The sequence below is a fragment of the Citrobacter sp. C6_1 genome (genome assembly GCF_014596835.2).
In the GTDB taxonomy this organism is placed as follows: domain Bacteria; phylum Pseudomonadota; class Gammaproteobacteria; order Enterobacterales; family Enterobacteriaceae; genus Citrobacter; species Citrobacter pasteurii.
In genome coordinates this window covers 1,326,490-1,352,800 of record NZ_CP115031.1, presented here as the reverse complement: position 1 = coordinate 1,352,800, position 26,311 = coordinate 1,326,490, and the positions used below count along the sequence as shown (strand labels likewise).

Here is a 26,311-nt window from a genome sequence, read left to right as displayed (position 1 = left end):
CTTTCCTCTTAATCAAAGGGGTCCAGAACGGGACCGTTCATTCAACCAGTGTTTGCGAGACGCTTTCACGGCTCACGTCAGTCTGGCGCGGCACAGCTGCCACCAACGCCAGTTCGATAATTTCCTGTACGCTACAGCCGCGAGAGAGGTCGTGAAGCGGTGCGGCAAGTCCCTGAATCAAGGGACCAACGGCACGATAACCTCCCAAACGCTGGGCGATTTTATAACCAATATTGCCTGCCTCCAGCGATGGGAAAACCATCACATTGGCATTGCCCTTTAACGGACTGGCGGGCGCTTTTTGCGCAGCGACATCCGGCACAAAGGCAGCATCAAACTGCAGTTCCCCATCCACGGTGAGCTGTGGGGCACGCTCACGAACGATCTCCGTAGCCTGCTGCACGTTAGCGACATTGGGATGACGAGCACTGCCGTTGCTGGAAAACGACAGCATGGCCACGCGCGGCTCTTCACCTGTGATCGCCTTCCAGGTTTCAGCGCTGGCGATGGCGATGTCCGCCAGCTGTGCCGCGGTGGGCTGCGGCACAACGCTACAGTCTGCAAATCCTAATGACGGCCCGAGATACTGCGGCAGCATCAGGAAAATTGATGACAGCGTTTTGCAGCCAGGCTGTAATCCAATAATGCGCAATCCTGCACGCAGTACGTTTGCCGTTGACGACAGGTTGCCCGCAATACATACATCGGCTTTACCCGCACTGACCATCGCGGCGGCAAACATCAGCGGATCGTTGAGCTTCTCGCGCGCATCCGGCGGCGTTTTTTCGCCCGCGCGAGCCAGCCAGCGTAGGGCAAACTCTTCACGCATCTGTACATTGCTTTGTGGATCAATAACCTGAATACCGTCCATGGCTACGCGATGGCTGAGCGCAAACTGGCGTAGCGCAAACGGGCTGGCGACGAGAATCGGGCGCGCCAGACCGTGCTGGTGCAGGTAATTAGCGGCTTTCAGCACCCGTACATCCAGCGCATCCGGGAACACCACCCGAGCCGGCTTTTGTTTAGCGAGTTGGCGAGCACGTTCAATGATCATGACTTCTCCCCCAGTCGCTGTTGGATTTGGCTGACGCTTAGCGGATGCTTCGCCACGCTCAGAATCATCATTACGTAAACCGTGCTTGAAAGACGGTTGAGCGCCTGCAGAATGTCCGGTCGCAAGACTTCAAAACTGCGGGTGATAAACACCTGAGCGGCCACCGTTTCCGTTTCGCGGACTTTAGTGCGCAGCAGATTGAGCAACGCGCAATCACGTCCATGGCTGGCTTCCGGCACCAGATGATCGTGGTCCAGGTAACGCAGCGGCTGATGCGAGAGCCGGTGTAAATCTTCGTCGCTCAAGCCAACAATAGCTTGTGCGGCCAGCGGTTCGTCCACAGCATCAGCACGCATAATGTTGCCCAGGCGCGAGCGAATATCCGCCAGCCACGGCTGCCAGGGTTCCGCCAGTTCAATTTGTAACCACACGGCCAGACCAATGGTGCTGTCCAGCGCGGCGCGAAATCCAAGTCTGGGGTCACTTTTGGCGACCATTTTGTCCGCCGTCAGATGCGTCAGCGTGTCAGGTTTCTTCGCCACCGGTTGATGACACAGTTCACAGGTCGCCTGCGGATGTGTATCGCTGCTGGTTAAACCATGCACCGGCTGCGGCTGCTGTTCCTCGTCGTCAACAAACAAGCTTCCCTGCTCGTCGATATACTTAATGCGCAGACGACGGCTTTCCAGCAACTCCCGGGCAGACGGCGTCAGGCGGGCATCAGCGGGGAGATGAATTTCAGCCCCTTCGCTGAGCGTATGATTCGCTCTGAGCCATGCTTCGGTAATGAAATCCTTCATACATCCGCCTTAGCAGGACTGCCAGTTCGCAGGCCAGGCCACATACAGGAACTTCACTGTTGATGGCGTACCAAATTCGATGCTGGAGCCTTTCGGGATAAACATCACGTCCCCGGCTTTGGCAATCATGGTTTCGCCTTCATGGCGAACGTGTAGCTCGCCTTCCAGAATCATGTCGATTTCGTCGTAGTTCAGCGTCCATGGGAAAAAGGCGTTATCCCACTGCATAAACCCGGCGGCCATGCTGCTACCGTCCTGGTCGGTCACCAGATCGGTTAAGCCGACGCAGTGCGGTTGCGCGCCATCAAAACGGCCAAACTTCACGCTGCTGCCGTCGATGACTTTCACACCGCCTTTGCCGGTCACCGAGTTAAAACTCGGCTGCATTCCGCCCTGCTCCAGCGACTGCTTTTCCTTCATCACTTTGTCCATCAGCTGCGCGACCAGGCTTTCGGTAAACTGTCCTTCCGGCAGTTGTGCAATGATGGTTTCGCGAATACGCTGGCTTTCCGTCTTGCCGTCATCCATCGCAGCAGGCGCTGCGGTTGTGCCCGACATAGTGGCCGGAGCGGATTCATCGCATTCAGTGATAGTGACGCCGAGCAGCGCCGCAACTTCGCGCGCCTCCGGGGTGATGATGCTGGCGCGCAGAACAACCGATATGTCCTGTTCGCCGCGTGCGTGGGCCGCACGAATATCGTTAGCTGTGATGAGTTTTTTCACCTGCCCTTTCCTCCTTTTGGCTGAGCTCAGTCAGATAATCCACCAGGTGCTGCACACTGCTTGGGTCGTGGCTATTGAGCTCAAAAATCGGCTCCTGAAACCCTATCCCGCGAAGTAATTGTCGCGTTGCGGCGACATCGGCATCCGGCACATCCGTTTTGCTGATAACGGCGATTTGTCGTTTACTGGCGCCGATATCCAACAGCCCGGCAGGTAAGCGACTTTCTAGATCATTTGCCGCATGTATATAAATCAACGTATCGACATCCTGCAGCGTGGTAATTAAGGCGTGATACCAGCGCGGATGGCTAAAATATTCTCCTGGCGTATCGATATCGCCGTTTTCATTAAACTCCACGGCCTGTGTTTTTCTGGCGAGGGAGTAATTCCCCTGTAGCGCATTAAAGAGCGTTGTTTTCCCCGCCCCTACCGTGCCGACAAACGCAATACGTTTCATCGCCGCCTCTGATTAACTTTTTGTCAGGTTGCACAACGTGAAATTTAATAACCGGCCCAGACCGCTCACCGTCTGTAATAACGCTTCTTCAACCGCGCCTACCGAGCCGTAGATCACCAGCGCGCCGCTGAATCTATCGAGAAAGCCGATGTGTACATCCGCCGCTTTCATCGCTAAGTCACCGGCAATCATCGCGGTTTCACCTGGCGTCAGCGTCATAATGCCGATGGCGCCCGCTTCGGGAACGCCGATCTTTTTCGCCAGTTCCTCACCGGGGTGCGCAATGAGATGCGCCAGCGTGACCTGTTTCCCCGGCACAAATTCCTGAATAATGCGTTCTTTTTCCATTGCTCACCGCCTCCGCTAAAACTGCCCTCATCGTGGCAATTTTTTGTCAGAGTAAATAACAAAATTCGGCAACCAGGTTTAAAAGGTGAAGTGGATCACTAAGAAAAGAGAAATAAAAAGGCGCGGGAGAAACCCGCGCCGGAATTAATTAAAGTGAAATTACAGCGGCTGAGTCTGTGCTTCTACAACCGCCAGCGCCACCATATTCACGATACGACGAACAGAGGCGATCGGCGTTAATACGTGAACCGGTTTCGCTACGCCCATCAGCACCGGGCCGACCGTTACGCCTTCGGAACTTGAAACGCGGAGTAAGTTGTAACTAATACGCGCGGCTTCCATATTCGGCATCACCAGAATATTGGCGGAGCCTTTCAGCGGGCTGTCCGGCATCCGATCATTACGAATACTTTCCACCAGCGCGGCGTCACCGTGCATTTCACCGTCAATCATCAGTTCTGGCGCACGCGCCTTAATCAGCGCCAGCGCTTCACGCATTTTGCTGGCCGACGGGCAGTTAGATGAGCCAAAATTGGAGTGCGACAGCAGCGCCACCTTCGGTTCGATACCAAAGCGACGCACGGTCTCTGCCGCCATAATGGCGATTTCAGCCAGTTGATCCGGCGTCGGGTCGTCGTTGACGTAGGTATCGGCGATAAAGGTATTACCGCTTGGCAGCAGCAGCGCGTTCATTGCCCCTGCCGTATGGACGCCTTCACGGTGACCAAATACCGCGTTCACCACGCTGAAATGCTCATGGTAGTCGCCGATCGTACCGCAGATCATCGCATCCGCTTCACCGCGCTGCACCATGATCGCGCCGATCACCGTGGTATTAGCAATCACCGCCCGCTGCGCCTGCTCCTGGGTGATCCCACGGCGCTTCATGATCTGGTAATACTCACTCCAGTACTCTTTAAAGCGCGGATCGGATTCATTGTTGACTATTTCAAAATCAACGCCCGCTTTGATCTGCAGACCCAGTTTCTGGATGCGCATCTCGATCACGCTCGGACGACCAATCAGGATCGGCTTCGCCAGACCTAAAGTGATCAATTCCTGGGTAGCGTGCAGCACGCGCGCCTCTTCCCCTTCCGTCAACACCACGCGCTTCGGCGCTTTGCGTGCCAGCGAGAAAATCGGCTTCATGAACAGGTTAGTTTTGTAGACGAACTCACTCAGCTTATCGATGTAAGCATCAAAGTCGGCAATCGGGCGCGTCGCCACGCCAGAGTCCATCGCCGCCTTCGCCACCGCAGGCGCAATTTTGACAATCAGGCGCGGGTCGAACGGCTTAGGAATAATGTATTCCGGGCCAAAGCTCAGGTCCTGATCGCCATAGGCAGAGGCCACAACTTCGCTCTGCTCGGCATGCGCCAGCTCCGCAATGGCATGTACCGCAGCCAGCTTCATCTCTTCGTTGATGGCGGTTGCACCGACGTCCAGCGCGCCGCGGAAGATGAACGGGAAGCACAGTACGTTATTAACCTGGTTAGGATAGTCGGAGCGGCCGGTACAGATGATGGCGTCGGGACGCACCTCTTTTGCCAGCGGCGGCAGGATTTCCGGTTCCGGGTTCGCCAGCGCCAGGATCATCGGCGCACGCGCCATTTTCTTGACCATTTCCTGGGTCAGCACTTTCGGGCCGGAGCAACCGAGGAAAATGTCTGCGCCATCAATCACGTCGTCCAGCGTGCGCTTACCGTCATCCACCACCGCGTAGGCCGCTTTGGTTTCGGCCATATTCGGTTCACGATCTTTATAAATCACGCCTTTGGAGTCGCAGACCACAATGTTGTGTTTCTGCATCCCCAACGCCACCAGCAGGTTCATACAGGCAATCGCCGCTGCGCCTGCGCCGGACACCACCATGCGCACATCAGAGATATTTTTCTCCACCACCCGCAGACCGTTAAGAATTGCGGCGGTACTGATGATTGCCGTGCCGTGCTGATCGTCGTGGAAAACCGGAATATTCATGCGCTCACGCAGCTTTTGCTCAATGTAGAAGCATTCCGGCGCTTTGATATCTTCGAGGTTGATGCCGCCAAACGTCGGCTCAAGAGCCGCGACTACGTTGATAAATTTATCCGGATCGAGTTCATCAACTTCGATGTCAAACACGTCAATCCCGGCGAATTTCTTAAACAGAACGCCTTTCCCTTCCATCACCGGCTTGCCAGCCAGCGCGCCAATGTTGCCCAGCCCCAGCACCGCCGTACCGTTGGAAATAACCGCAACCAGATTACCGCGCGCGGTGTATTTGTAGGCTGCCAGCGGGTCTTTTTCAATTTCCAGACACGGAGCTGCAACACCGGGTGAATAGGCCAGCGCAAGGTCACGTTGAGTGGCAAGCGGTTTGGTCGGAGAAACCTGAATTTTACCTGGTACTGGAAATTCGTGGAAATCGAGGGCGCTTTGTTTTAACTGGTCATCCATCTTGTTGTTCCTTTCACGTATCGATCAAAAAAGTGTCGCAGGTAACCCTTCTATTGAGCCGCACATTATCACCTCTGTCAGCGGCGCAAACTTTGAAGGCCCCCAAACTCTCACTACTCAAAGAAAGAATTTGTTATCAATTTATAACAACCATGTTACCTGCTTAAGCCAGCAATACCATGCCTGTCTGCTATGCTTTTTGCTGACAACGCCTGCAAATTCTCCAAAAGTGTGAATTAACACACGCTCTAACGCTTTACTTTTCAAGGAGTATTTCCTATGACCCGTAAAGAGCTTGCCAATGCCATTCGTGCGCTGAGTATGGATGCCGTCCAAAAAGCCAACTCAGGCCATCCCGGCGCACCGATGGGGATGGCTGATATCGCCGAAGTGCTGTGGAACGATTTTCTCCGCCATAATCCGAGCGATCCTCACTGGTACGATCGCGATCGGTTTGTTTTGTCCAACGGCCATGCCTCAATGCTGCTTTACAGCCTGCTGCATCTTTCCGGCTATGACCTGCCGCTGGAAGAATTAAAGAACTTCCGCCAGCTGCATTCAAAAACGCCCGGCCACCCGGAGCTTGGCTACACGCCGGGCGTGGAAACCACCACCGGGCCGCTGGGCCAGGGTTTAGCCAACGCTGTCGGAATGGCGATTGCCGAACGCACACTGGCGGCGCAGTTTAACCAGCCGGACCATGAGATTGTCGACCACTTCACCTGGGTTTTTATGGGCGACGGTTGTCTGATGGAGGGGATTTCCCACGAAGTCTGTTCGCTGGCGGGCACGCTGGGGCTTGGCAAACTCATCGGCTTCTACGATCACAACGGCATCTCAATTGATGGCGAAACCGACGGCTGGTTTACCGACGATACTGCGAAACGCTTCGAGGCCTATCACTGGCATGTGATACACGACATTGACGGTCATGATCCTGAAGCGGTGAAAAAAGCGATTCAGGAAGCGCAAAGCGTTACCGACAAGCCGTCGCTGATTATCTGCCGCACGGTGATAGGTTTTGGATCGCCGAATAAAGCCGGGAAAGAGGAAGCGCACGGTGCGCCGTTAGGTGAAGAAGAAGTGGCGCTGGCCCGACAGAAACTGGGCTGGCATCATCCTGCTTTTGAGATCCCCAAAGAGATTTATCGGGCGTGGGACGCGCGTGAGAAAGGCGAAAAAGCGCAACAGGGCTGGAATGAGAAATTCGCGGCGTATCGACAAGCGCATCCGGAACTGGCGGCAGAGTTTACCCGCCGGATGAGCGGAGAACTGCCGGAAGCATGGGAAGAAACGACCCAGAAATATATTACCAACCTGCAGGCCAACCCGGCCAAAATCGCCACCCGTAAGGCCTCGCAAAATACCCTGAACGCCTACGGGCCGATACTGCCCGAACTGCTTGGCGGTTCTGCGGATCTGGCGCCCAGCAACCTGACCATCTGGAAAGGATCAACGTCCCTGAAAGACGACCCGGCAGGCAACTATATTCACTACGGCGTGCGTGAATTTGGCATGACCGCCATTGCCAACGGTATCGCCCACCACGGTGGCTTCGTGCCGTACACCGCAACATTCCTGATGTTTGTCGAATACGCCCGTAACGCCGCGCGCATGGCGGCGCTGATGAAGGCCCGACAAATCATGGTCTATACCCACGACTCGATTGGTCTGGGAGAAGATGGTCCCACGCACCAGGCCGTCGAACAGCTCGCCAGCCTGCGACTGACGCCGAATTTCAGCACCTGGCGTCCGTGCGATCAGGTTGAGGCGGCGGTGGGTTGGAAGCTGGCAGTAGAGCGGCATAACGGCCCTACGGCGCTGATCCTCTCCAGGCAGAATCTGGCGCAGATTGAACGCACGCCTGAGCAGGTAAAAGAGATTGCTCGCGGCGGCTACGTGCTGAAAGACGGCGGCGGTAAGCCGGATGTGATCCTGATTGCCACCGGGTCAGAAATGGAAATCACGCTGCTGGCGGCGGAAAAACTGACGGGGGAAGGTCGTAACGTCCGCGTAGTCTCCTTACCTTCAACGGATATTTTCGACGCTCAGGATGAGGCGTACCGGGAATCAGTCCTGCCAGCAAACGTCAGCGCGCGGGTGGCGGTCGAAGCGGGCATTGCCGACTACTGGTACAAATACGTCGGGCTGAAAGGCGCAATTGTCGGTATGACCGGCTACGGGGAATCCGCCCCTGCAGACAAGCTGTTCCCGTTCTTCGGCTTTACGGTGGAGAACATCGTCAATAAAGCGCATAAGGTGCTGAACGCCTGATGGCGACGCTCACGCGTCTTATCAGGCCTACGACATCTATCACCATCAGGCCGTATAAGGCGCAGTCGCATCCGGCATTAAATTAACGCGTGATCCACAGCGTGGGCCAGGCATCTGGCCCATGCCAGTTATCGCAGCTTGGCTCCTGGGCATAACGCACCAGACGAAAACGCTGGCCGTCAAACCGCCAGCGTGTCTGGATCCCGCAGTCCGATAAACCTCGCCCTTTGGCGAGAGTGACCAACTCCCGCGACTTCTCGTCAAACGTAGCGTTGGTCAGCTCCATGTCGGTACTGTCAGCATCGGTTTTAAATGGCAGGCTCAGACGTACAGCGCGAGAGGTAAACGGTGTGGCGCGAGAAACAATCCATGCCAGATCGATAGTGTTATACGCCCCGGCCTCACAACCGATCATCAGCAGCGCTTTATCATCCGTTAAGGCCGTGACGCGTATCTCGCGACGCATCGGATCGATCGAGCAGCGAATACCGTTGATCCGCCAGTTTCCGTAGTCCAGCAGTTCACTGCGCTCTTGCTGCGTGAGAGGCGTTGGCGTTGGGTTAATGACAGCCACGCCTTTTAAAGCGGGAGCCGGCGGTACGCTGAGCGGTGGCTCGTCGCCTTTTTCGATCCATGCGGTTTCGTTACCGACCCGTTTTTGCTGGGCGTCGATAAACAATAGCGCAGCTTTTAGCCCAACCAGTGACAGGGTTTGCGTCCCTTTTTGCAGGGTTATCGCCTTCGCATCCTGTACAGTCTGTAAAAATGCACTGATGGTGGCCGGATCATCGGTCATCAGTTGCCAGAGGGTAATACGCCAGTGTTCACCGGCCAGTGGGAGTGGCGCGCCGTCCAGCAGCAAGCGCGGCGCAATATCAGCCTCTTTGACATCAGGAGAATCCATACCGCCAAGTTCAATACGCAACACAGCATCGGTATGCGCCCCGGCACTGCGGCTCAGGGTCATCACCAGACCGTGATGATCTCCGGTATTGCGCGCTACGCAAAAATTTTGATTGTTGCAGGTCACCTGCCAATCAGAAAATGCCTGCTGCGCAGGCGCCGCCCACAGCAAGCGGGCCGGTAGCAGGCCGAGCAGGAACACGAAAATAATGCGATAGCGCATGGACGGTACAACCCCAAAATCAAAACACACAGCCCAGGCGGTATCTTCCTTGCGCGACTGATGAGGCTCAATAAGAATCGTCGGATTGGCCTGTATCTTTGTAAAGAAATATAAACCCTGACCGCTAATCCATAAGATGCGACGATTGCAGGTAGTTAAGTAATAGCACCGTTTTCCCGTCGCGAATCTCGCCCGTTTTGATCATCGATAGTGCCTGTTCAAAAGGCAATTCCAGTACTTCAATATCCTCATCTTCAATACCGCCACCCGCATTTGCCCGTTGGCTGTCACTGTATTGTGCGATAAAAAAATGGATAAGCTCCGTTACGCCCCCCGGCGACATGTATAACTCAAACAGTTTACGCACCTCGCCCACTTCAAAGCCAGTTTCTTCAATGGCCTCTTTGCGAATGCAAACTTCCGGCTCATCGTTGTCCAGCAACCCGGCGCAGGCTTCAATCAGTTGTCCACTTTCATTGCCGTTGACCCAGGTCGCAATACGAAACTGACGGGTCAGCACGACGGTTTTCTTCTCCGGATTATACAACAGGATAGTGGCACCGTTGCCGCGATCGTAAACCTCGCGTTTGTGACGAATCACCTCACCGTTGCTACGGGTCAGATCATAGGTGATGTTGCGCAGGATGAAGTAGTTATCGGAGAGGACTTTATCTTTGATGAGGGTGATTTTTTGTGACATACCGGCTCCACAGCAAGAAGTGAGAAATAATACTACGCCGTGAAACCGGGTTTGTCCTGGAGCAATGTAGGCCTGATAAGCAAAGCGCCATCAGGCATTCATGCGGCACATTGCCGGATGGCAACGCTAACGCGTTTTATCCGGCCTACTCGATTGAGCTCAGGCTAGTGAGATTTGGCTGATTTTACGCCCAGCCAGTCAACGATCCCCTGTGCGGCATGTCGCCCTTCCGCCATCGCCGTGACCACCAGGTCCGCACCACGAACCGCATCGCCACCGGCAAAGATTTTCGGGTTGCTGGTTTGATAACGGTATGCGCTTTCAACATCGGCGGCAATACGCCCCCAGTTATCGACCTTAACACCATGCTTCTCAAGCCACGGCATGCCGTGCGGATGAAAACCAAACGCCATGATCACCGCATCTGCTGGCATGACAAACTCACTCCCGGCGATGGGGACCGGGCGACGACGCCCCTGCGCATCAGGCTCACCGAGTTGGGTTCGTAAGAAACGCACGCCGCTGACGCGACCATCGGCATTCAGCACCAGCTCCACCGGCTGGACGTTAAACTCGAAGTTGGCCCCCTCTTCCCGGGCATTCTTGACCTCTTTTTTCGAACCCGGCATGTTGGCTTCATCACGACGATAGGCGCAGGTCACCTGGCTTGCACCGTGGCGCAGCGCGGTACGTACACAATCCATTGCCGTATCGCCTCCGCCGAGGACGACCACGTTCAGCCCGGCAGTGTCGATAAACGGCTCGTCAGGCAACTCATCCAGCCCCATCACCTGTTTGGTATTGGCAATCAGGAACGGCAGCGCGTCATACACGCCAGGCGCATCTTCATTTGGCAGATCCGCCTTCATCGAGCGATAAGTTCCGACCCCCACAAACACGGCATCGTAGTCCTCGAGTAACGCGGTCAGCGCAACGTCCTTGCCGACCTCACAGTTCAGCTCGAAATGAATACCCATGGCGCTGAAGATTTCACGGCGACGCGTCAGCAGCGATTTATCCAGTTTGAAGGCCGGAATGCCGAACGTCAGCAAACCGCCGATTTCAGGATGGCGATCGTACACGGTAGCACTGATACCGCTGCGCGCCAGCACATCGGCGCAGGCCAGGCCCGCCGGGCCCGCGCCGATGATGGCAACACGTTTGCCCACTTTCTGCACATGGCTTAGGTCGGGTCGCCATCCTTTGCTCAGCGCACGGTCAGAAATATAACGTTCAATATTGCCGATAGTCACCGCGCCATGTTCGTTCCGCACCGTGCAGGCCCCTTCGCACAGTCGGTCCTGCGGGCACACGCGCCCGGTCACTTCCGGCAAGCAGTTGGTCTGGTGAGAAAGCTCAACCGCCGCGTCAATATTCCCGGCTTTGACCAGTTCAATCCACTGCGGAATATGGTTATGCAGTGGACAGGTCCATTCGCAAATACTGTGGTCTCCGCATTTCAGGCAGCGGGACGCTTCCCGTTTCGCCTGCACTGTGCGAAACGGCAGATAGATCTCTTCAAAACTGGTTTTACGCGCCTCAATCGGCAGTTTATCCGGCTCGCCACGCGCAGGCGTCGCCTGCATTTGTTCACGTTTGGTGGTGACATGTGGCACGAAATCGGTAGCGCTGGCATGCCAGGGCTGGCTTTCCAGACTGGCGGTACGCAACCTGCGCGCTTTTGACAGGCCGGTAAGCGAATTTTCCGTCACCAGTTGTAGCGCCTGCGCCGGACAGTTCTCTACGCAGGCCGGTCCCTGTTCACGTCCCTGACACAAATCGCATTTGTGCGCGGTCGCTTTGACCTTTCCTTTAGCGACGGGCGTGAGTACGATCTGCATGGTGCCGAAAGGACAGGCCACAACGCACGATTTACAGCCAATGCACTTTTGCGGGTTAACCTGGACGCTGTCATTTTCATGGCTGATTGCCCCGTTCGGGCAACTTCGGGCGCAGGGCGCATCTTCACAGTGATGGCAGGTCACCGCGCTGCGCTGCTGCTGATGCTTGATGACGGTAATTCGGGGCTGAAAATGCCGTTGGCTCAGGACATGCTGTTCGCCATTGTGAGCCATGACGCAGGCGACCTCACAGGCGTGGCATCCCAGGCACTGCTGGCTATTGACCATAACAAAACGATTCATGGCTTCCTTCTTTTTTGGTTGCAAAAACCTTATTCTTTATATGAGTGTTGTTATTAACCGACACGGAAGGAAGCGGCAATGTTCATTTGCCCAGGAAGCACAACTATTTATCCAGAACCTGTGGCAGATCAATTTATTTCATCGCATATGAAATTGTGTTTCAGTTACCATTCAGTTTCATGGCGTTTTATTAACATTTATCAAATACACCGTATCGTTCACGCTGTTTTAAGGCGCGACGTGTATTGTGTGAGGATGCACAAGTGACGGTAAAGCGTCCGGTCTCGGCCAGTCTGGCTAAAGCTTTTTTCTACATAGTGTTGCTGTCGATTCTCTCAACGGGTATTGCGCTGCTCACGCTGACCAGCAGCTTGCGGGATGCTGAAGCCATCAACGTTGCGGGCTCATTGCGCATGCAAAGCTACCGTTTGGGGTACGATCTGCAAAGCCAAAGCCCACAGCTCAACGCTCACCGCCAGCTTTTCCAGCAGGCGTTAAACTCACCCGCATTGCAAAATCTGAACGCGTGGTATGTTCCGCAAGCGGTAAAAAGCCGCTATGGACATCTGCATGCCAACTGGCTGGAAATGAACGCCCGTCTGATCGATGGCGATTTAAAATGGTACCAGGCCAATATCAATAGTTATGTCGATCAAATCGATCTCTTCGTACTGGCACTGCAGCATTATGCCGAACGCAAAGTGATGTTAGTTTTCGGTATTTCGCTGGCAGGCGGGATCGGCATATTCACTCTCGTCTTCTTTACCTTGCGGCGTATTCGCCAGCAGGTGGTACGCCCACTGAATAAGCTGGTGATGGCCAGCCAGCACATTGAACACGGTCAGTTTGATATCCCGTCGCTGGATACCGGTTTACCCAATGAACTAGGGTTGCTGGGCAAGACCTTTAGCCAGATGTCGAGTGAGTTGCATAAGCTTTATCGCTCGCTGGAAGCCTCCGTTGCGGAGAAAACGCACGATCTCCACGAAGCTAATCGTCGCCTGGAGGTGCTGTATCAGTGTTCTCAGGCGCTGAATACCAGCCAAATTGACGTGTACTGCTTCCGCCACATTTTACAGATTGTCCGCGAACATGACGCCGCATATTTCCTGGAACTGACCGTCGGCGATAACTGGCGTATCAGCGAAGGGACGAAAAGCCCCGATCTGCCGATGCAGATCCTGCCGGTCACGATGCAGGAGACCGTTTACGGTGAACTGCACTGGCAAAGCCCGAATGTGAATGCTTCCACCCCGCTGCTCAACAGCGTTTCCTCAATGCTGGGACGCGGGTTGTACTTCAATCAGGCGCAAAAACATTTTCAGCAGTTGTTGTTAATGGAGGAGCGGGCGACGATTGCGCGCGAGCTGCACGACTCGCTGGCGCAGGTGCTCTCTTATTTGCGCATTCAGCTCACTCTACTGAAGCGCTCGATCCCGGAAGATAACGCCCCGGCACAAAGTATTATGGCCGATTTTTCTCAGGCGCTGAACGATGCCTACCGTCAGTTGCGCGAACTGCTCACCACCTTCCGCCTGACCTTACAGCAGGCCGATCTGCCCTCAGCTTTGCATGAAATGCTGGAAACGCTGCAAAATCAGACGTCGGCTAAACTGACGCTCGACTGCCGGTTACCTACGCTGGCGCTGGACGCGCAAATGCAGGTGCATCTGTTACAGATCGTCCGTGAAGCGGTGCTGAATGCCATTAAGCATGCCAATGCCAGCGAAATTGCCGTCAGCTGCGTCACCGCGCCGGATGGTAATCATACCGTGTATATCCGTGATAACGGTGTCGGTATCGGTGAGCCTCATGAGCCTACGGGGCACTACGGTCTGAATATCATGCGTGAGCGTGCAGAGAGACTCAGCGGCACGTTGACCTTCTCGCAACCCTCCGGAGGAGGCACGCTGGTGAGCATCAGTTTTCGTTCGGCAGAGACCGACAGCGGGCTAACGTAAAGAACCGCAAAGCGCCGTTGGGTCTGACTCCAGGCCTGACGGCGTTGGCACAAAAGGTACGCTGTAAACGGGCATGATAATTTACATTATCTTCTTTTTTTCTCCACGTTTGCCCCGTACCTTGCCGCTACAGTGAAGCAAGTCATACGCATAAATATACGCAGAAACACGAGGTCCCCTTTTAATGGCGAATTTTTTCATCGATCGCCCCATTTTTGCCTGGGTGTTAGCTATCCTGTTGTGCCTGACAGGAGCCCTGGCTATTTTTTCGCTGCCCGTTGAGCAATATCCCGACCTGGCGCCACCCAACGTGCGGGTAACCGCAAACTATCCTGGCGCATCTGCACAAACGCTGGAAAATACCGTTACCCAGGTTATCGAGCAGAACATGACCGGTCTCGATAATCTGATGTATATGTCATCCCAAAGCAGCGGGACGGGCCAGGCGACGGTGACGCTGAGCTTTGTCGCCGGAACCGATCCTGACGAAGCCGTCCAGCAGGTGCAAAACCAGCTGCAATCGGCAATGCGTAAACTGCCGCAGGCGGTACAGGATCAGGGGGTCACGGTGCGAAAAACCGGGGATACCAATATTCTGACCATCGCCTTCGTCTCCACCGATGGCTCAATGGATAAGCAGGACATCGCCGATTATGTGGCGAGTAATATTCAGGACCCGCTTAGCCGTATTAACGGTGTAGGGGATATTGATGCTTACGGTTCACAGTACTCGATGCGTATCTGGCTCGATCCGGCCAAACTCAACAGCTTCCAGATGACCGCCAAAGACGTGACCGATGCTATCGAGTCACAAAATGCGCAGATAGCCGTCGGACAGCTTGGCGGTACGCCTTCGGTGGACAAACAGGCGCTAAATGCGACGATCAACGCCCAGTCCCTGCTGCAGACCCCGGATGAATTCCGTGCGATTACACTTCGCGTCAACCAGGACGGTTCAGAAGTTAAACTGGGCGACGTCGCCACGGTTGAAATGGGTGCAGAAAAGTATGACTACCTCAGCCGTTTTAACGGTAACCCGGCTTCCGGCCTGGGAGTGAAACTGGCCTCCGGCGCCAATGAAATGGCAACGGCAGAGCTGGTGCTTAACCGTCTTGACGAACTGTCACAGTATTTCCCGCACGGGCTGGAATACAAGGTCGCGTATGAAACCACCTCCTTTGTTAAAGCCTCAATTATCGACGTGGTGAAAACGCTGCTGGAAGCCATCGCGCTGGTATTCCTCGTGATGTACCTGTTCCTGCAAAACTTCCGCGCCACGCTTATCCCGACCATCGCCGTCCCGGTGGTGTTAATGGGCACCTTCTCCGTGCTTTACGCCTTTGGCTACAGCGTTAACACCTTAACAATGTTTGCGATGGTGCTGGCAATCGGTCTGCTGGTCGATGACGCCATTGTGGTGGTGGAAAACGTCGAGCGCATTATGAGTGAGGAAGGGCTCACGCCGCGTCAGGCAACGCGGAAATCGATGGGGCAAATTCAGGGCGCGCTGGTCGGTATCGCTATGGTACTGTCGGCGGTGTTTATTCCGATGGCCTTCTTCGGCGGCACGACAGGGGCTATTTACCGCCAGTTTTCAATTACCATCGTCTCCGCGATGGTGCTGTCCGTTCTGGTGGCGATGATCCTCACCCCCGCCCTGTGCGCCACCTTGCTCAAACCCCTGCATAAGGGTGAACATCACGGACAAACGGGTTTCTTCGGCTGGTTTAACCGGATGTTTAATCGCAACGCCGAGCGCTACGAAAAAGGCGTCGCCAAAATTTTGCACCGTAGTCTGCGCTGGATCCTGATCTACGGCCTGCTGCTCGGCGGTATGGTGTTCCTGTTCCTGCGCCTGCCCACCTCCTTCCTGCCGCTGGAAGATCGCGGCATGTTTACCACCTCGGTACAGTTGCCCAGCGGCTCCACGCAGCAGCAAACGTTGAAGGTGGTGCAGGAAGTGGAGAAGTATTACTTCACCCATGAGAAAGACAACATTATGTCGGTCTTTTCCACGGTCGGTTCCGGCCCGGGCGGGAACGGTCAAAACGTAGCGCGTATGTTTGTCCGCTTAAAAGACTGGGATGAGCGCGACACTACCACCGGAACCTCTTTCGCTATCATCGAACGTGCGACTAAAGCCTTTAATAAGATTAAAGAGGCCCGCGTCTTCGCCAGCAGTCCTCCGGCGATTAGCGGCCTCGGAAGCTCTGCCGGTTTCGATATGGAACTGCAGGATCACGCTGGTGCCGGTCATGACGCGTTAATGGCCGCGCGCGACAAGCTGATTGAGCTGGCCGGGAAGGACGCATCCCTGACCCGCGTTCGTCATAACGGTCTGGACGACAGTCCGCAGTTGCAAATTGATATCGATCAGCGCAAAGCCCAGGCGCTGGGTGTTTCCATTGACGATATCAACGACACATTGCAAACGGCCTGGGGCTCCAGTTACGTTAATGACTTTATGGACCGGGGTCGCGTGAAGAAGGTCTACGTGCAGGCGGCGGCAAAATATCGCATGCTCCCTGACGATATCAACCTGTGGTACGTCCGCAACAATAGCGGCGGCATGGTGCCTTTCTCTGCCTTTGCCACGTCGCGTTGGGAGACCGGTTCACCGCGTCTGGAACGCTATAACGGCTACTCCGCCGTCGAGATCGTCGGTGAAGCCGCGCCCGGCGTCAGTACTGGTACGGCAATGGACGTGATGGAGTCGCTGGTTCGCCAGTTACCAACCGGGTTTGGCCTTGAATGGACGGCGATGTCTTATCAGGAACGGCTGTCGGGATCTCAGGCTCCTGCCCTGTACGCTATTTCACTGCTGGTGGTGTTCCTTTGTCTGGCTGCGCTGTACGAGAGCTGGTCGGTTCCCTTCTCCGTTATGCTGGTCGTACCGCTGGGGGTCATTGGCGCGCTGCTCGCCACCTGGATGCGTGGTCTGGAAAACGATGTGTATTTCCAGGTCGGGTTACTCACCGTTATCGGGCTGTCGGCAAAGAACGCGATATTGATTGTTGAATTCGCCAATGAGATGAACGAGAAAGGACACGATCTGCTCAACGCCACGCTGCATGCCTGTCGCCAGCGCTTGCGTCCGATTCTGATGACCTCGCTGGCGTTTATCTTCGGGGTCCTGCCGATGACCATCAGCAGTGGCGCGGGCTCCGGCGGTCAACATGCGGTGGGGACTGGCGTTATGGGCGGGATGATTTCAGCCACTATCCTGGCGATTTACTTCGTGCCCCTGTTCTTTGTGCTGGTACGCAGACGCTTCCCGTTGAAACCACGCCCGGAATAACCGGGCACAAAAAAGGCGACTTACGTTGAGTCGCCTTTTTTTATCCTTTGCAGGATATGAATTTCTTCCAGAAAATTATTTACGAAGCATCACTTCGATAAAGTCTTTCCAGTTCCCCAGTTCACGTTCAATCATAACAACCTCTCTTATTATTATGAGCATTCTACAAAATCATCATCATCAAAAAAAGAACATTTAACCGATGGTTGTGATTACATCCTCCCGTGTTCGGGGTTTATGTAATCATGCGCCATACCCATAAATTTTATGTGACTTACTGCAATATTTTGAAATATTCATACACTATCTACTACTTTGCTAATTCTGATTGAAAAACAGGCTGATGCAAACAGGTCAATTCTGAAATACCGATCGACGTGAAATTTTGGAACTTTCAGGAATCATTATTCACCGTTGTTCAACAATGTTATATTTTTCTATAACGAATGAATGACAATATGTATTATCAGAAACACGAGAATACAAGAATAAGTATTCAAAATACGTCAATAAGGATTCACATGATCACCCTCTACGGCATTAAGAATTGCGATACAATTAAAAAGGCCCGACGCTGGCTGGAAGAAAATGGGGTCGACTACCGCTTTCATGATTATCGCGTCGATGGTCTGGACAACACGCTATTACACACTTTTATCAGCGAGTTAGGTTGGGAGGCGCTGCTCAATACGCGTGGCACGACCTGGCGTAAACTGGATGAATCCACTCGCAGTCAAATCACCGATGCGACTTCCGCCGCCGCGTTGATGATTGAAATGCCTGCAATTATCAAACGCCCATTGCTCTGCGCGCCGGGTAAGCCTATGCTGCTTGGTTTCAGTGAATCCAGTTATACTCTGTTTTTTAATGAGGTGTAATCTATGTCGTGCCCGGTTATTGAGCTGACACAGCAGCTTATTCGCCGTCCTTCTCTGAGCCCGGATGATGCCGGGTGCCAGGCGTTGATGATCGAACGTCTGCGCGCGGTAGGTTTTACCGTTGAGCGTATGGATTTTGGTGACACACAGAATTTTTGGGCATGGCGCGGTACAGGTGAGACCCTGGCATTTGCCGGTCACACTGACGTAGTGCCCGCAGGCGATGTTGATCGCTGGATCAATCCGCCGTTTGAACCGACCATTCGCGATGGCATGTTGTTCGGGCGTGGCGCTGCCGATATGAAAGGCTCGCTGGCAGCGATGGTCGTGGCCGCAGAGCGTTTTGTCGCCCAGCATCCAAACCATCAGGGCCGTCTGGCGTTTTTGATAACCTCTGACGAAGAAGCCAGCGCCAAAAACGGCACCGTGAAGGTGGTTGAAGCGCTGATGGCGCGTAACGAACGACTGGATTATTGCCTGGTCGGCGAACCGTCCAGCACCGAAATCGTTGGCGACGTGGTCAAGAATGGACGTCGTGGTTCACTGACCTGCAACCTGACCATTCACGGTGTGCAGGGCCACGTAGCCTACCCACATCTGGCCGATAATCCGGTACACCGGGCAGCGCCAATGCTCAACGAACTGGTGGCGATTGAGTGGGACCAGGGGAACGAATTCTTCCCGGCGACCAGCATGCAGATTGCCAATATTCAGGCTGGCACTGGCAGCAACAACGTTATCCCCGGCGAACTGTTTATCCAGTTCAACTTCCGTTTCAGCACAGAGCTGACCGATGAGATGATTAAAGCACGGGTTCACGCGCTGCTGGAAAAACATCAGTTGCGTTATACCGTCGACTGGTGGCTTTCCGGTCAGCCGTTCCTGACCGAACGCGGTAAACTGGTGGATGCAGTAGTGAACGCCATTGAGCACTATAATGAGATTAAACCGCAGTTACTGACTACAGGCGGGACGTCCGACGGGCGCTTTATTGCCCGCATGGGGGCACAGGTCGTCGAGCTTGGGCCGGTCAACGCCACCATTCATAAAATAAATGAATGTGTTAATGCCGCCGACCTGCAGCTGCTTGCCCGTATGTATCAACGTATCATGGAGCAACTCGTCGCCTGATGAGTACTCCTGCAAGAGGAAAAATGCATGGACTGGCTAGCAAAATATTGGTGGATTTTAGTGTTGGTGTTTTTGGTAGGCGTGTTGCTTAACGTTATCAAAGATCTCAAGCGCGTCGATCCAAAGAAATATCTGGCCAACAAGCCGGAGCTTCCCCCGCATCGCGACTTTAACGATAAATGGGACGATGATGACGATTGGCCGAACAAGGATCAACCGAAGAAATAATTTCCAGGCCAATAAGTCCCGTAGGCCCGGTAAGCGTTAGCGCCACCGGGCATTAAGTGCCGGATGGCAACGCTTCGCGTTTTATCCGGCCTAAGGTTATCAATCAGATCATCTCAATCACATCATCATCGTGAGGTGTACCACCGCTCAGCGCTTCATCGAAGTAGTGCTTCGGTACGGTAAAACGCAGATGATCGAGCGCAAACTGCATGCTGCGTTCATCAATGGCGTGCCCCAGGTTTTCGACGATATCCAGCGTCACATCCCCACCCGCAGCAATTAATGCTTCCTGCGCGGCAACGGCATGGGAGAGTTCTATCACCCGGTCTTCACCACCGTGAATCAAATGCACCGTCGTTGCGGTAGTTGCAACCTGCGGTAAGGTGGCATAGCGACCATTGAAGGCAATGACCCGCGATGCCAGCCCCGGCTCGGCTTTGATGCTCTCAAGCGACATAATCGAACCCTGAGAAAAGCCAATCAGCGCGGTAGCCTGCGGTGAAACGCCGCTTTGTTTTTGCCAGTAGCGAACGGTTTCGATAAACACCGGCATAATCGCGTCAATACGCGCCTGGCGGTTCTCTTCCGTTACGCCCTGTACCGAAAACCACTGACGTCCGGAAGTCGTACCGTAAGGCTCTGCCCCGCCAATGCTGACGATTAGCGCATCCGGAAACAGCGGCGCAAACCAGGAGCCAATTTCGCCCATGGCAACCGGGTTATCGCCGACGCCATGAAACAGCAACAATAGCTGTTGAGCGGGTTTATCGGGACTTTGAACAACAAAATGGTCATGTTTCATGGCGATCTCCTTAACTGATGAGAATCATTCTACGCCGCTTAACCGCAATGACCATGCCAGGAAATTGAAGAAGTTAGTGAAAAAATTGCCATTGCATAATGCGATTATGTAGCCGCTGTTCACGCTCAGCATCCAACTGATTTAAGGCCTGTGCCGCTTCAGCGCGCTGAACGACCAGCAGTGCTTTACGACCTGAGACCTTCAGCTGTTGGCACAATTCGGCATCGCTGCGTTTAGCCTGTATACGTCCGCGCAATGCCGGAAGGGGTAACTCGCTGTACTCAAGCAGACGGCTCAGACAGCCCAGTGATGTTAATAGTGGTCGATGCGCGAAGGCAAACCCAGCCAGCTCATCCCAGTCATCCTCATTAAGCGTAGTCTCTTTCAACGGGGTAAGCGGGATGCGCTCATCGATCCACTGCGCCAGGATTTCCGCATCCCGGCGCAAACGCTGATGCTCTCGCCCGGCGAGGCGCTTTCCCGCTTCGCTGATGGGTAGCAACGCCATGGCGGTATAACAACCGCTGCTGGCTTCGCGATGGTTGCCCATCCGCACCAGCACAAAACCACAGCGTTGCCAGAAACGCCAAAGTTCAGCCGTATAACCAAAACTGACGGACAGATAGTCACACTGCGTGCAATAGCGCCGGGCCTGCATAATCAGCTGTTGCCCAATACCTTCCCGTTGTCGCGCGGGGTGAACCGCAATTCGACTGACCCGTCGCCCGACGAGCGTCGCCGCCAGGGGGTCACCGCCGTGCGCCGCCAGCGACTGCGCAACAAGATTACCTCTGGGTCGGCGATATCCGGCCCAGACGGCCTGGCTTAATTCTGCGGATAATCCCCCTTCATCGACCAGCCAGACGGCTCCCGCGACCGAATCAACAGCCGAAGCCTGCAGAAAATGCTGCCCCGGGGCGTCCATCATGCGTCGCAGATCCAGCGGTGAGGTACGGTAATGCGCCCCGGAAAGCAGCTGATATACCGCTAACGGCAGCGCCGGGTTTGTATGCCAGGCGTGTTGCTCAAACGCCGGGAAGTGCAACCCCCCCGATGGGGCATGCGTAAACGTTTCGTCATCAAACACCAGCGCATCGCTGACAATTTTCTCCAGCGGACATCCCTGCGCCCAGCGCACGGGCTGTTGCAACTCATAGCGTCGCAAATTGGGAAAGCGGGCGCAGAATTTCAGCAAAAACCCTCTGCCGGTTCCTTCATAGCCCTGAACGGTTGTCGTTAACAGCGTGCGGGGAAAACGCGCCACCAGTTGCAGCAGCAGCGGCGCGGGTATCGCGGCGGCTTCATCAACAACGAGCCAGTCAGCCGTTTCAGCACTGGCTAACAGCGCGTCCGGCGCCATAAAGCAGTAGCGTTCCCCAGCAAATTGCGCCAGTACATCGGTTGCCACTTTCGCCGGAGCGGTAACGATAGCCGTCCCCGTCATACGAGAAATCAACTGCCCGGCCAGCGCGGATTTGCCCCGACCCCGTGCGGCCGTCACCGCAACCACACCGGGAGGCATAGCCAGCAAATGATTTAATATCATCGCCTGTTCTGGTTGGGGTTCGCCGGTTGCCGCGAGCCAGGCTGCGCGAGCAGGAAAGTGCGGACAGGAAACCGGCTGATGCTGCTGCCAGTGTAGAGCCTGTCTATCGAGGGAAATCACCCGTTTGAGGTGTTCAACAAAGTGCGGTGTAGGAATGGGTTCTGCACAGTCGCTCCAGCGCAGTGAGTCTGCATCAGGATGCGTGTGCCAGGTATGCCACGACGGAGTCAGCAACACCAGCCAGCTCCCGGCGATCAGCGTACCGCTTAAGGCGGCAAACGCCGCAGCGTCAAATCCCTGCCCGGCGTCGAAAACCGCATGATGAAACTCGCGCCCCAGTAACGTTTGCAGCGCCTGTGGCGTACAGTTCGGTTCAGCAGGGGCATGCGCCCCTACCCACAACCAGTCGCCGGGTAATATGTCGCGTAGTGCTAACGCCTGCCCCTGACACCAGTTCTCCTCGCCGCTAATAATCAGCAGACGACGGATCCCCTCGCGAGCCATCTGTTCGGTTAACGCGCTCAGTGCTGTGTTATCAGACATCCCTGCCCCAGTATCTTAAATGCCTTTACCAAACGTATTACATTGTCCCGGATCGCCGCTGTCAAAGCCGCGCTTGAACCAGGTAAAACGCTGTTCAGAAGTACCGTGGGTAAAGCTGTCTGGTACAACGCGCCCTTGCCCTTGCTGCTGCAGGCGATCATCGCCAATGGCCTGAGCGGCGTTCAGCGCTTCTTCCAGGTCACCGGACTCCAGCACGCCCTGCTGCTGCATACTGTGTCCCCAGACGCCGGCAAAGCAGTCCGCCTGCAGTTCCATACGCACGGAAAGACGATTTACCTCAGCCTGTGAGGCATTCTGCTGCATCTGGCGAACTTTCGGTTCAATACCCAGCAGTTTCTGCACATGGTGACCCACTTCATGGGCGATAACATAACCCTGAGCAAAATCACCATCGGCACCCAGTTTGTTTTTCATGTCATCATAGAATGAGAGGTCGATATATACCGTGCCATCTGCCGGGCAATAAAACGGTCCCATCACGGACTGGCCCGCGCCGCAGCCGGTTCGCGTTGCTCCGCGATACATCACCAGCTTCGGTTGTTGGTAGGTCCGCCCCATTTTTTCAAACTGCTGCCCCCAGGTATCTTCCGTGGTGGCCAGAATCACCGAGGTAAATTTTGCCGCTTCATCATCATTGGGGCTGATGGAGTGTGATGATTGCTGTTGGGAAACAGGCTGACCGGTCATTAATCCGGTGAGATCCACGCCATAATAACCTGCGACAAGCACGACAATCAGCAGGATGATGCCGCCTTTACCACTGGGCAAACGAAAACCAGGGCCGCCCATAGAGGGGCCACCGCCGGAGCTGTTTCGTCTGTCTTCCACATTGTCACTTTCACGACGCCCTTGCCAGCGCATAATCACCTCAACTTTTTATTCATTATGATGATGATCGTAGGCGGTTCGGAACAGGATTACCATAAGAAACAGTAATCAAAATCAGCGGGATTGATGAGCCGGAGAGCGATCGCCGGCTCAGAGGGAGGATTAGTCTAACTTCACACCCAGACGATGCGCGACGGCCTCATAGGCTTCGATCAGGCCGCCAAGGCTCTGGCGGAAGCGATCTTTGTCCATTTTATCCAGCGTTTCTTTGTCCCACAGACGGCTGCCGTCCGGTGAGAATTCATCACCCAGCACCACTTCACCTTTATACAAACCAAACTCAAGTTTGAAGTCGACCAGAATCAGACCTGCGTCATCAAACATTTTTTTCAGCACGTCGTTAGCTTTGTAGGTCAGCTCTTTCATACGCGCCAGATTCTCTTTGCTCACCCAACCAAAGGTTTCGCAATAGGAATCGTTAATCATTGGATCGTGCATAGCATCGTTTTTCAGGAACAGATCAAACAGCGGCGGATTCAGTTCAATACCTTCCTCAACGCCTAAACGCTTAACCAGTGAGCCTGCCGCGCGGTTACGTACCACACATTCAACCGGTACCATCTCCAGTTTTTTCACCAGACATTCGGTATCAGAAAGCAGTCGCTCCATCTGGGTAGGAATGCCCGCTTCTTGCAGTTTAGTCATAATGAAATGGTTGAACTTGTTGTTCACCATGCCTTTACGGTCAAACTGTTCAATGCGCGCGCCATCCCCTGCTGACGTATCATTGCGGAATTCGAGCACCAACAGGTCCGGGTTTTCCGTGCTGTATACGGTCTTCGCTTTACCACGATACAACTCAGCTTGCTTTTGCATCTTTATTACTCCTGGGTGTGAATTAACGATAAATATTGCGTTTTTCTGCCGACGCACACGTTTGCGTATCATATCAGAAAAAAAGGGCTGGAGTTATCCAGCCCTTTTTTTTTACTTACTGAACGCTGCCTGGAAGACGGCGACCAGCGCGTCGTTCTGGCTTTGCGTCAGGGTATGCCCCTTCGGATCGATAAACTGCAAACTACTGCGGTTGTCTAAATCACCGACCTGCAGTTTGTAGTCGCCGGATACCAGGCCCGGATCGCTTGCGCCCAGCTCCTGCCAGTTACTGTCTGACAGTGGTTTGTAAGTCACAGCGATGCTGCCCTGAGAACGGGTGCTGTCGGTCACTTTCATGCCCACTTTTTCCAGCGCTGCCGGCAGACGCTGCCATACCACGTTGAACGGTCCACGTACCACCAGCATCGGTAAACCGGTGTCATCGGCGGCGCTCTGAACGTCCATAGTCGCGGCAGAACGGTTCTGCGCGGCATTCGCGGCGTCAGTGGCGTTCTTATCCAGACCAGCAGAGATAACGTTCATCATCTCAGCGCTGTAACGCTGCATTGATGCCGCATCGGCTACCGGTTTACCCGCCTGCTCGAGGTTAATCAGCTTCACCGTCACCGCCTGCTGATAGCCCTGCGGTTTAACCGAGATTTGATAACGTCCACGGTACTGTTCGTCTTCATCCAGACGGTTCCAGTCAACCCAATCGGTGGTCAGCGTCTGGCTGGCATCATCACGTTTCGCGATGGTGTAGTTTTTAGACTGAACAACGCTCACGACCTGCGGCCACAGCGTGTTGCCACGACCATTTTCGACCAACAATGTCGCTGTATCGCCCGCGATCTGAGTACGGGCGCCAGTAACTAATGCTAACGGCTGAGCCGGTGGGCGAATATCCAACGTTTTACCCACGGCACCGCTGCCGTTGGTTACCGGGATGTTATAATCACCCGACATAACCGGTAGAATCATCCCAGCTGGCGCGTGAAGCTCAGCAAGCGGTGCGGCCTCCAGATAGGATTCATCACCGCTCACCTGGCGCTTATAGCGCGAGTCAGAACTACAGGCCGCGAGCAACATAACAAGCGAAACACCCGCAACCTTGGCCAGGCGCGACTTTTGTACTGAGTAAGCCATCAAATCTCCCTAAACTTTACAGCAAACCGGCATGCTTAAGCGCCGCTTTGACGATATCACGAGCATTGTCCGTGATTGGCGTCATCGGCAAACGTAGCGTATCGGTCGCCACAAGTCCCAACTCCTTACATGCCCATTTCACTGGGATAGGATTGGGTTCGACAAATAGTTTGTTGTGTAACGGCATCAGACGTTGGTTGATCACCCGCGCCTCGGCAAAATGCCCTTCTGCCGCCAGTTTGCACATTTCGGCCATATCACGTGCCGCAACGTTAGCCGTTACGGAAATCACGCCATGACCACCAAGCTGCATGAAGTCCAGTCCGGTCGCATCATCACCGCTAAGCAGAATAAAATCGTCTGAAACCAGCTCTTTGATCTGGTGAACACGACTTAAGTTCCCTGTGGCCTCTTTGATAGCGACAATATTTTTTACCTTCGCCAGGCGACCCACGGTTTCCGGCAGCATATCGCAGCCAGTACGGGACGGCACATTATACAGAATTTGCGGCAGGTCAGTATGTTCCGCGATGGCTTTGAAATGCTGGAACAAACCTTCCTGAGTTGGGCGGTTGTAATAAGGCGTCACCGTCAGGCAGCCGACAACACCGCTGTCGTTAAAACGCTGCGTCAGACTAATGCCTTCTGCGGTCGCATTGGCGCCCGTTCCGGCAATAACCGGAATACGCCCATCGGCCAGCTCCAGCGTCATCATTACCACATCGCCATGTTCATCATGACTCAGGGTAGCGGACTCACCGGTGGTGCCAACCGAAACGATCGCCGAGGTGCCACTGGCGACATGATAATCAATCAGTTTTTTCAGGCTCGACCGGCAGACTTTACCTTTCTCATCCATCGGCGTAATAAGCGCGACAATACTTCCCGTGAACATGGGCCATCCTCTGTGCAAACAAGTGTCTCAATGGTACGTTTGGTACGACAATAAAAGCAAGCGACCATAGCCCTTCTGATTGTTGTATGCATG

The 26,311-nt window shown here is 54.5% G+C and carries 22 protein-coding genes; 6 read left to right on the top strand and 16 right to left on the bottom strand.

All coding sequences use genetic code 11. The features are described 5' to 3' along the window. Positions 1-37 precede the first annotated feature (37 nt). The 6 genes from pta to maeB all read right to left on the bottom strand — a co-directional run bounded on the left by pta (position 38) and on the right by maeB (position 5,821). Entirely contained in the window at positions 38-1,054 is a 1,017-nt protein-coding gene (gene pta / locus IB196_RS06505; protein WP_005121907.1) for a phosphate acetyltransferase, read from the bottom strand. Next, positions 1,051-1,854, bottom strand: coding sequence for an ethanolamine utilization cob(I)yrinic acid a,c-diamide adenosyltransferase EutT (eutT, locus tag IB196_RS06500; protein ID WP_005121906.1), 804 nt, complete (start codon positions 1,852-1,854; stop codon positions 1,051-1,053). The genes pta and eutT overlap by 4 nt, the downstream gene beginning before the upstream one ends. Positions 1,855-1,863: 9 nt before the next feature. Then, positions 1,864-2,577, bottom strand: a complete 714-nt coding sequence (eutQ, locus tag IB196_RS06495; protein WP_188232136.1) for an ethanolamine utilization acetate kinase EutQ — start codon at positions 2,575-2,577, stop codon at positions 1,864-1,866. Beyond that, positions 2,555-3,034 carry an ethanolamine utilization acetate kinase EutP gene (eutP, locus tag IB196_RS06490; RefSeq protein ID WP_005121904.1) on the bottom strand — a complete coding sequence of 160 codons (480 nt, stop codon included), beginning with the start codon at positions 3,032-3,034 and terminating at the stop codon, positions 2,555-2,557. The genes eutQ and eutP overlap by 23 nt, the downstream gene beginning before the upstream one ends. A 12-nt stretch (positions 3,035-3,046) precedes the next feature. Continuing rightward, positions 3,047-3,382, bottom strand: coding sequence for an ethanolamine utilization microcompartment protein EutS (gene eutS / locus IB196_RS06485; protein ID WP_003037995.1), 336 nt, complete (start codon positions 3,380-3,382; stop codon positions 3,047-3,049). A gap of 159 nt (positions 3,383-3,541) precedes the next feature. Continuing rightward, a complete protein-coding gene (gene maeB, locus IB196_RS06480) occupies positions 3,542-5,821 on the bottom strand; it encodes an NADP-dependent oxaloacetate-decarboxylating malate dehydrogenase (RefSeq protein WP_005121903.1) in 2,280 nt (759 codons plus the stop codon). A 279-nt stretch (positions 5,822-6,100) separates the two neighbouring features. On the opposite strand from maeB, the gene tkt reads away from it, so the two are divergent. Beyond that, positions 6,101-8,095: a transketolase gene (tkt, locus tag IB196_RS06475; RefSeq protein WP_188232137.1), complete on the top strand. Its 1,995-nt coding sequence runs from the start codon at positions 6,101-6,103 to the stop codon at positions 8,093-8,095. 82 nt (positions 8,096-8,177) lie between these two features. Here tkt and IB196_RS06470 read toward each other — a convergent pair whose 3' ends face one another. From IB196_RS06470 to aegA, 3 genes are all read right to left on the bottom strand, one after another. After that, complete coding sequence (locus tag IB196_RS06470; RefSeq protein WP_188232138.1) at positions 8,178-9,221, bottom strand: DUF1176 domain-containing protein; 1,044 nt, start codon at positions 9,219-9,221, stop codon at positions 8,178-8,180. A 124-nt stretch (positions 9,222-9,345) separates the two neighbouring features. After that, positions 9,346-9,921: a GDP-mannose pyrophosphatase NudK gene (gene nudK, locus IB196_RS06465; protein WP_005121900.1), complete on the bottom strand. Its 576-nt coding sequence runs from the start codon at positions 9,919-9,921 to the stop codon at positions 9,346-9,348. A 164-nt stretch (positions 9,922-10,085) separates the two neighbouring features. Continuing rightward, positions 10,086-12,065: a formate-dependent uric acid utilization protein AegA gene (gene aegA, locus IB196_RS06460; protein WP_155021404.1), complete on the bottom strand. Its 1,980-nt coding sequence runs from the start codon at positions 12,063-12,065 to the stop codon at positions 10,086-10,088. 263 nt (positions 12,066-12,328) lie between these two features. Here aegA and narQ point away from each other — a divergent pair, with 263 nt between their 5' ends. Then, entirely contained in the window at positions 12,329-14,026 is a 1,698-nt protein-coding gene (gene narQ / locus IB196_RS06455; RefSeq protein ID WP_005121896.1) for a nitrate/nitrite two-component system sensor histidine kinase NarQ, read from the top strand. 184 nt (positions 14,027-14,210) lie between these two features. After that, the gene (gene acrD, locus IB196_RS06450) at positions 14,211-17,324 is read left to right on the top strand and encodes a multidrug efflux RND transporter permease AcrD (RefSeq protein ID WP_005121895.1); all 3,114 of its coding nucleotides are present in this window, start codon (positions 14,211-14,213) and stop codon (positions 17,322-17,324) included. Positions 17,325-17,399: 75 nt separating this feature from the next. Here acrD and ypfM read toward each other — a convergent pair whose 3' ends face one another. Continuing rightward, complete coding sequence (gene ypfM / locus IB196_RS06445) at positions 17,400-17,459, bottom strand: protein YpfM (protein WP_001386977.1); 60 nt, start codon at positions 17,457-17,459, stop codon at positions 17,400-17,402. A gap of 386 nt (positions 17,460-17,845) precedes the next feature. On the opposite strand from ypfM, the gene IB196_RS06440 reads away from it, so the two are divergent. Genes IB196_RS06440 through IB196_RS06430 form a run of 3 tightly spaced genes read left to right on the top strand, consistent with a single transcriptional unit; the run spans position 17,846 to position 19,561 of the window. Then, positions 17,846-18,202 (top strand): ArsC family reductase, encoded by a 357-nt coding sequence (locus IB196_RS06440; RefSeq protein WP_040233499.1) that lies wholly within the window; start codon positions 17,846-17,848, stop codon positions 18,200-18,202. Positions 18,203-18,205: 3 nt separating this feature from the next. Continuing rightward, a complete protein-coding gene (gene dapE / locus IB196_RS06435) occupies positions 18,206-19,333 on the top strand; it encodes a succinyl-diaminopimelate desuccinylase (protein ID WP_005121892.1) in 1,128 nt (375 codons plus the stop codon). 27 nt (positions 19,334-19,360) lie between these two features. Continuing rightward, entirely contained in the window at positions 19,361-19,561 is a 201-nt protein-coding gene (locus IB196_RS06430) for a membrane protein (RefSeq protein ID WP_003037974.1), read from the top strand. Positions 19,562-19,664: 103 nt separating this feature from the next. Here the strand turns inward: IB196_RS06430 and ypfH are convergent, their stop codons facing one another. The 6 genes from ypfH to dapA form a co-directional block, all read right to left on the bottom strand. Further along, positions 19,665-20,363, bottom strand: coding sequence for an esterase (ypfH, locus tag IB196_RS06425; protein ID WP_188232139.1), 699 nt, complete (start codon positions 20,361-20,363; stop codon positions 19,665-19,667). Positions 20,364-20,436: 73 nt separating this feature from the next. Next, positions 20,437-22,452 (bottom strand): GNAT family N-acetyltransferase, encoded by a 2,016-nt coding sequence (locus tag IB196_RS06420; RefSeq protein WP_188232140.1) that lies wholly within the window; start codon positions 22,450-22,452, stop codon positions 20,437-20,439. 15 nt (positions 22,453-22,467) lie between these two features. Then, positions 22,468-23,334: a neutral zinc metallopeptidase gene (locus tag IB196_RS06415; RefSeq protein WP_005121887.1), complete on the bottom strand. Its 867-nt coding sequence runs from the start codon at positions 23,332-23,334 to the stop codon at positions 22,468-22,470. A gap of 129 nt (positions 23,335-23,463) precedes the next feature. Further along, positions 23,464-24,177 carry a phosphoribosylaminoimidazolesuccinocarboxamide synthase gene (purC, locus tag IB196_RS06410; protein ID WP_003835086.1) on the bottom strand — a complete coding sequence of 238 codons (714 nt, stop codon included), beginning with the start codon at positions 24,175-24,177 and terminating at the stop codon, positions 23,464-23,466. Between the two features lie 111 nt (positions 24,178-24,288). After that, on the bottom strand, positions 24,289-25,323 hold the full coding sequence (gene bamC, locus IB196_RS06405; protein ID WP_149692243.1) for an outer membrane protein assembly factor BamC: 1,035 nt from the start codon (positions 25,321-25,323) through the stop codon (positions 24,289-24,291). A 16-nt stretch (positions 25,324-25,339) separates the two neighbouring features. Further along, positions 25,340-26,218 (bottom strand): 4-hydroxy-tetrahydrodipicolinate synthase, encoded by an 879-nt coding sequence (gene dapA / locus IB196_RS06400; RefSeq protein ID WP_005121885.1) that lies wholly within the window; start codon positions 26,216-26,218, stop codon positions 25,340-25,342. Between the last annotated feature and the right edge of the window lie 93 nt (positions 26,219-26,311).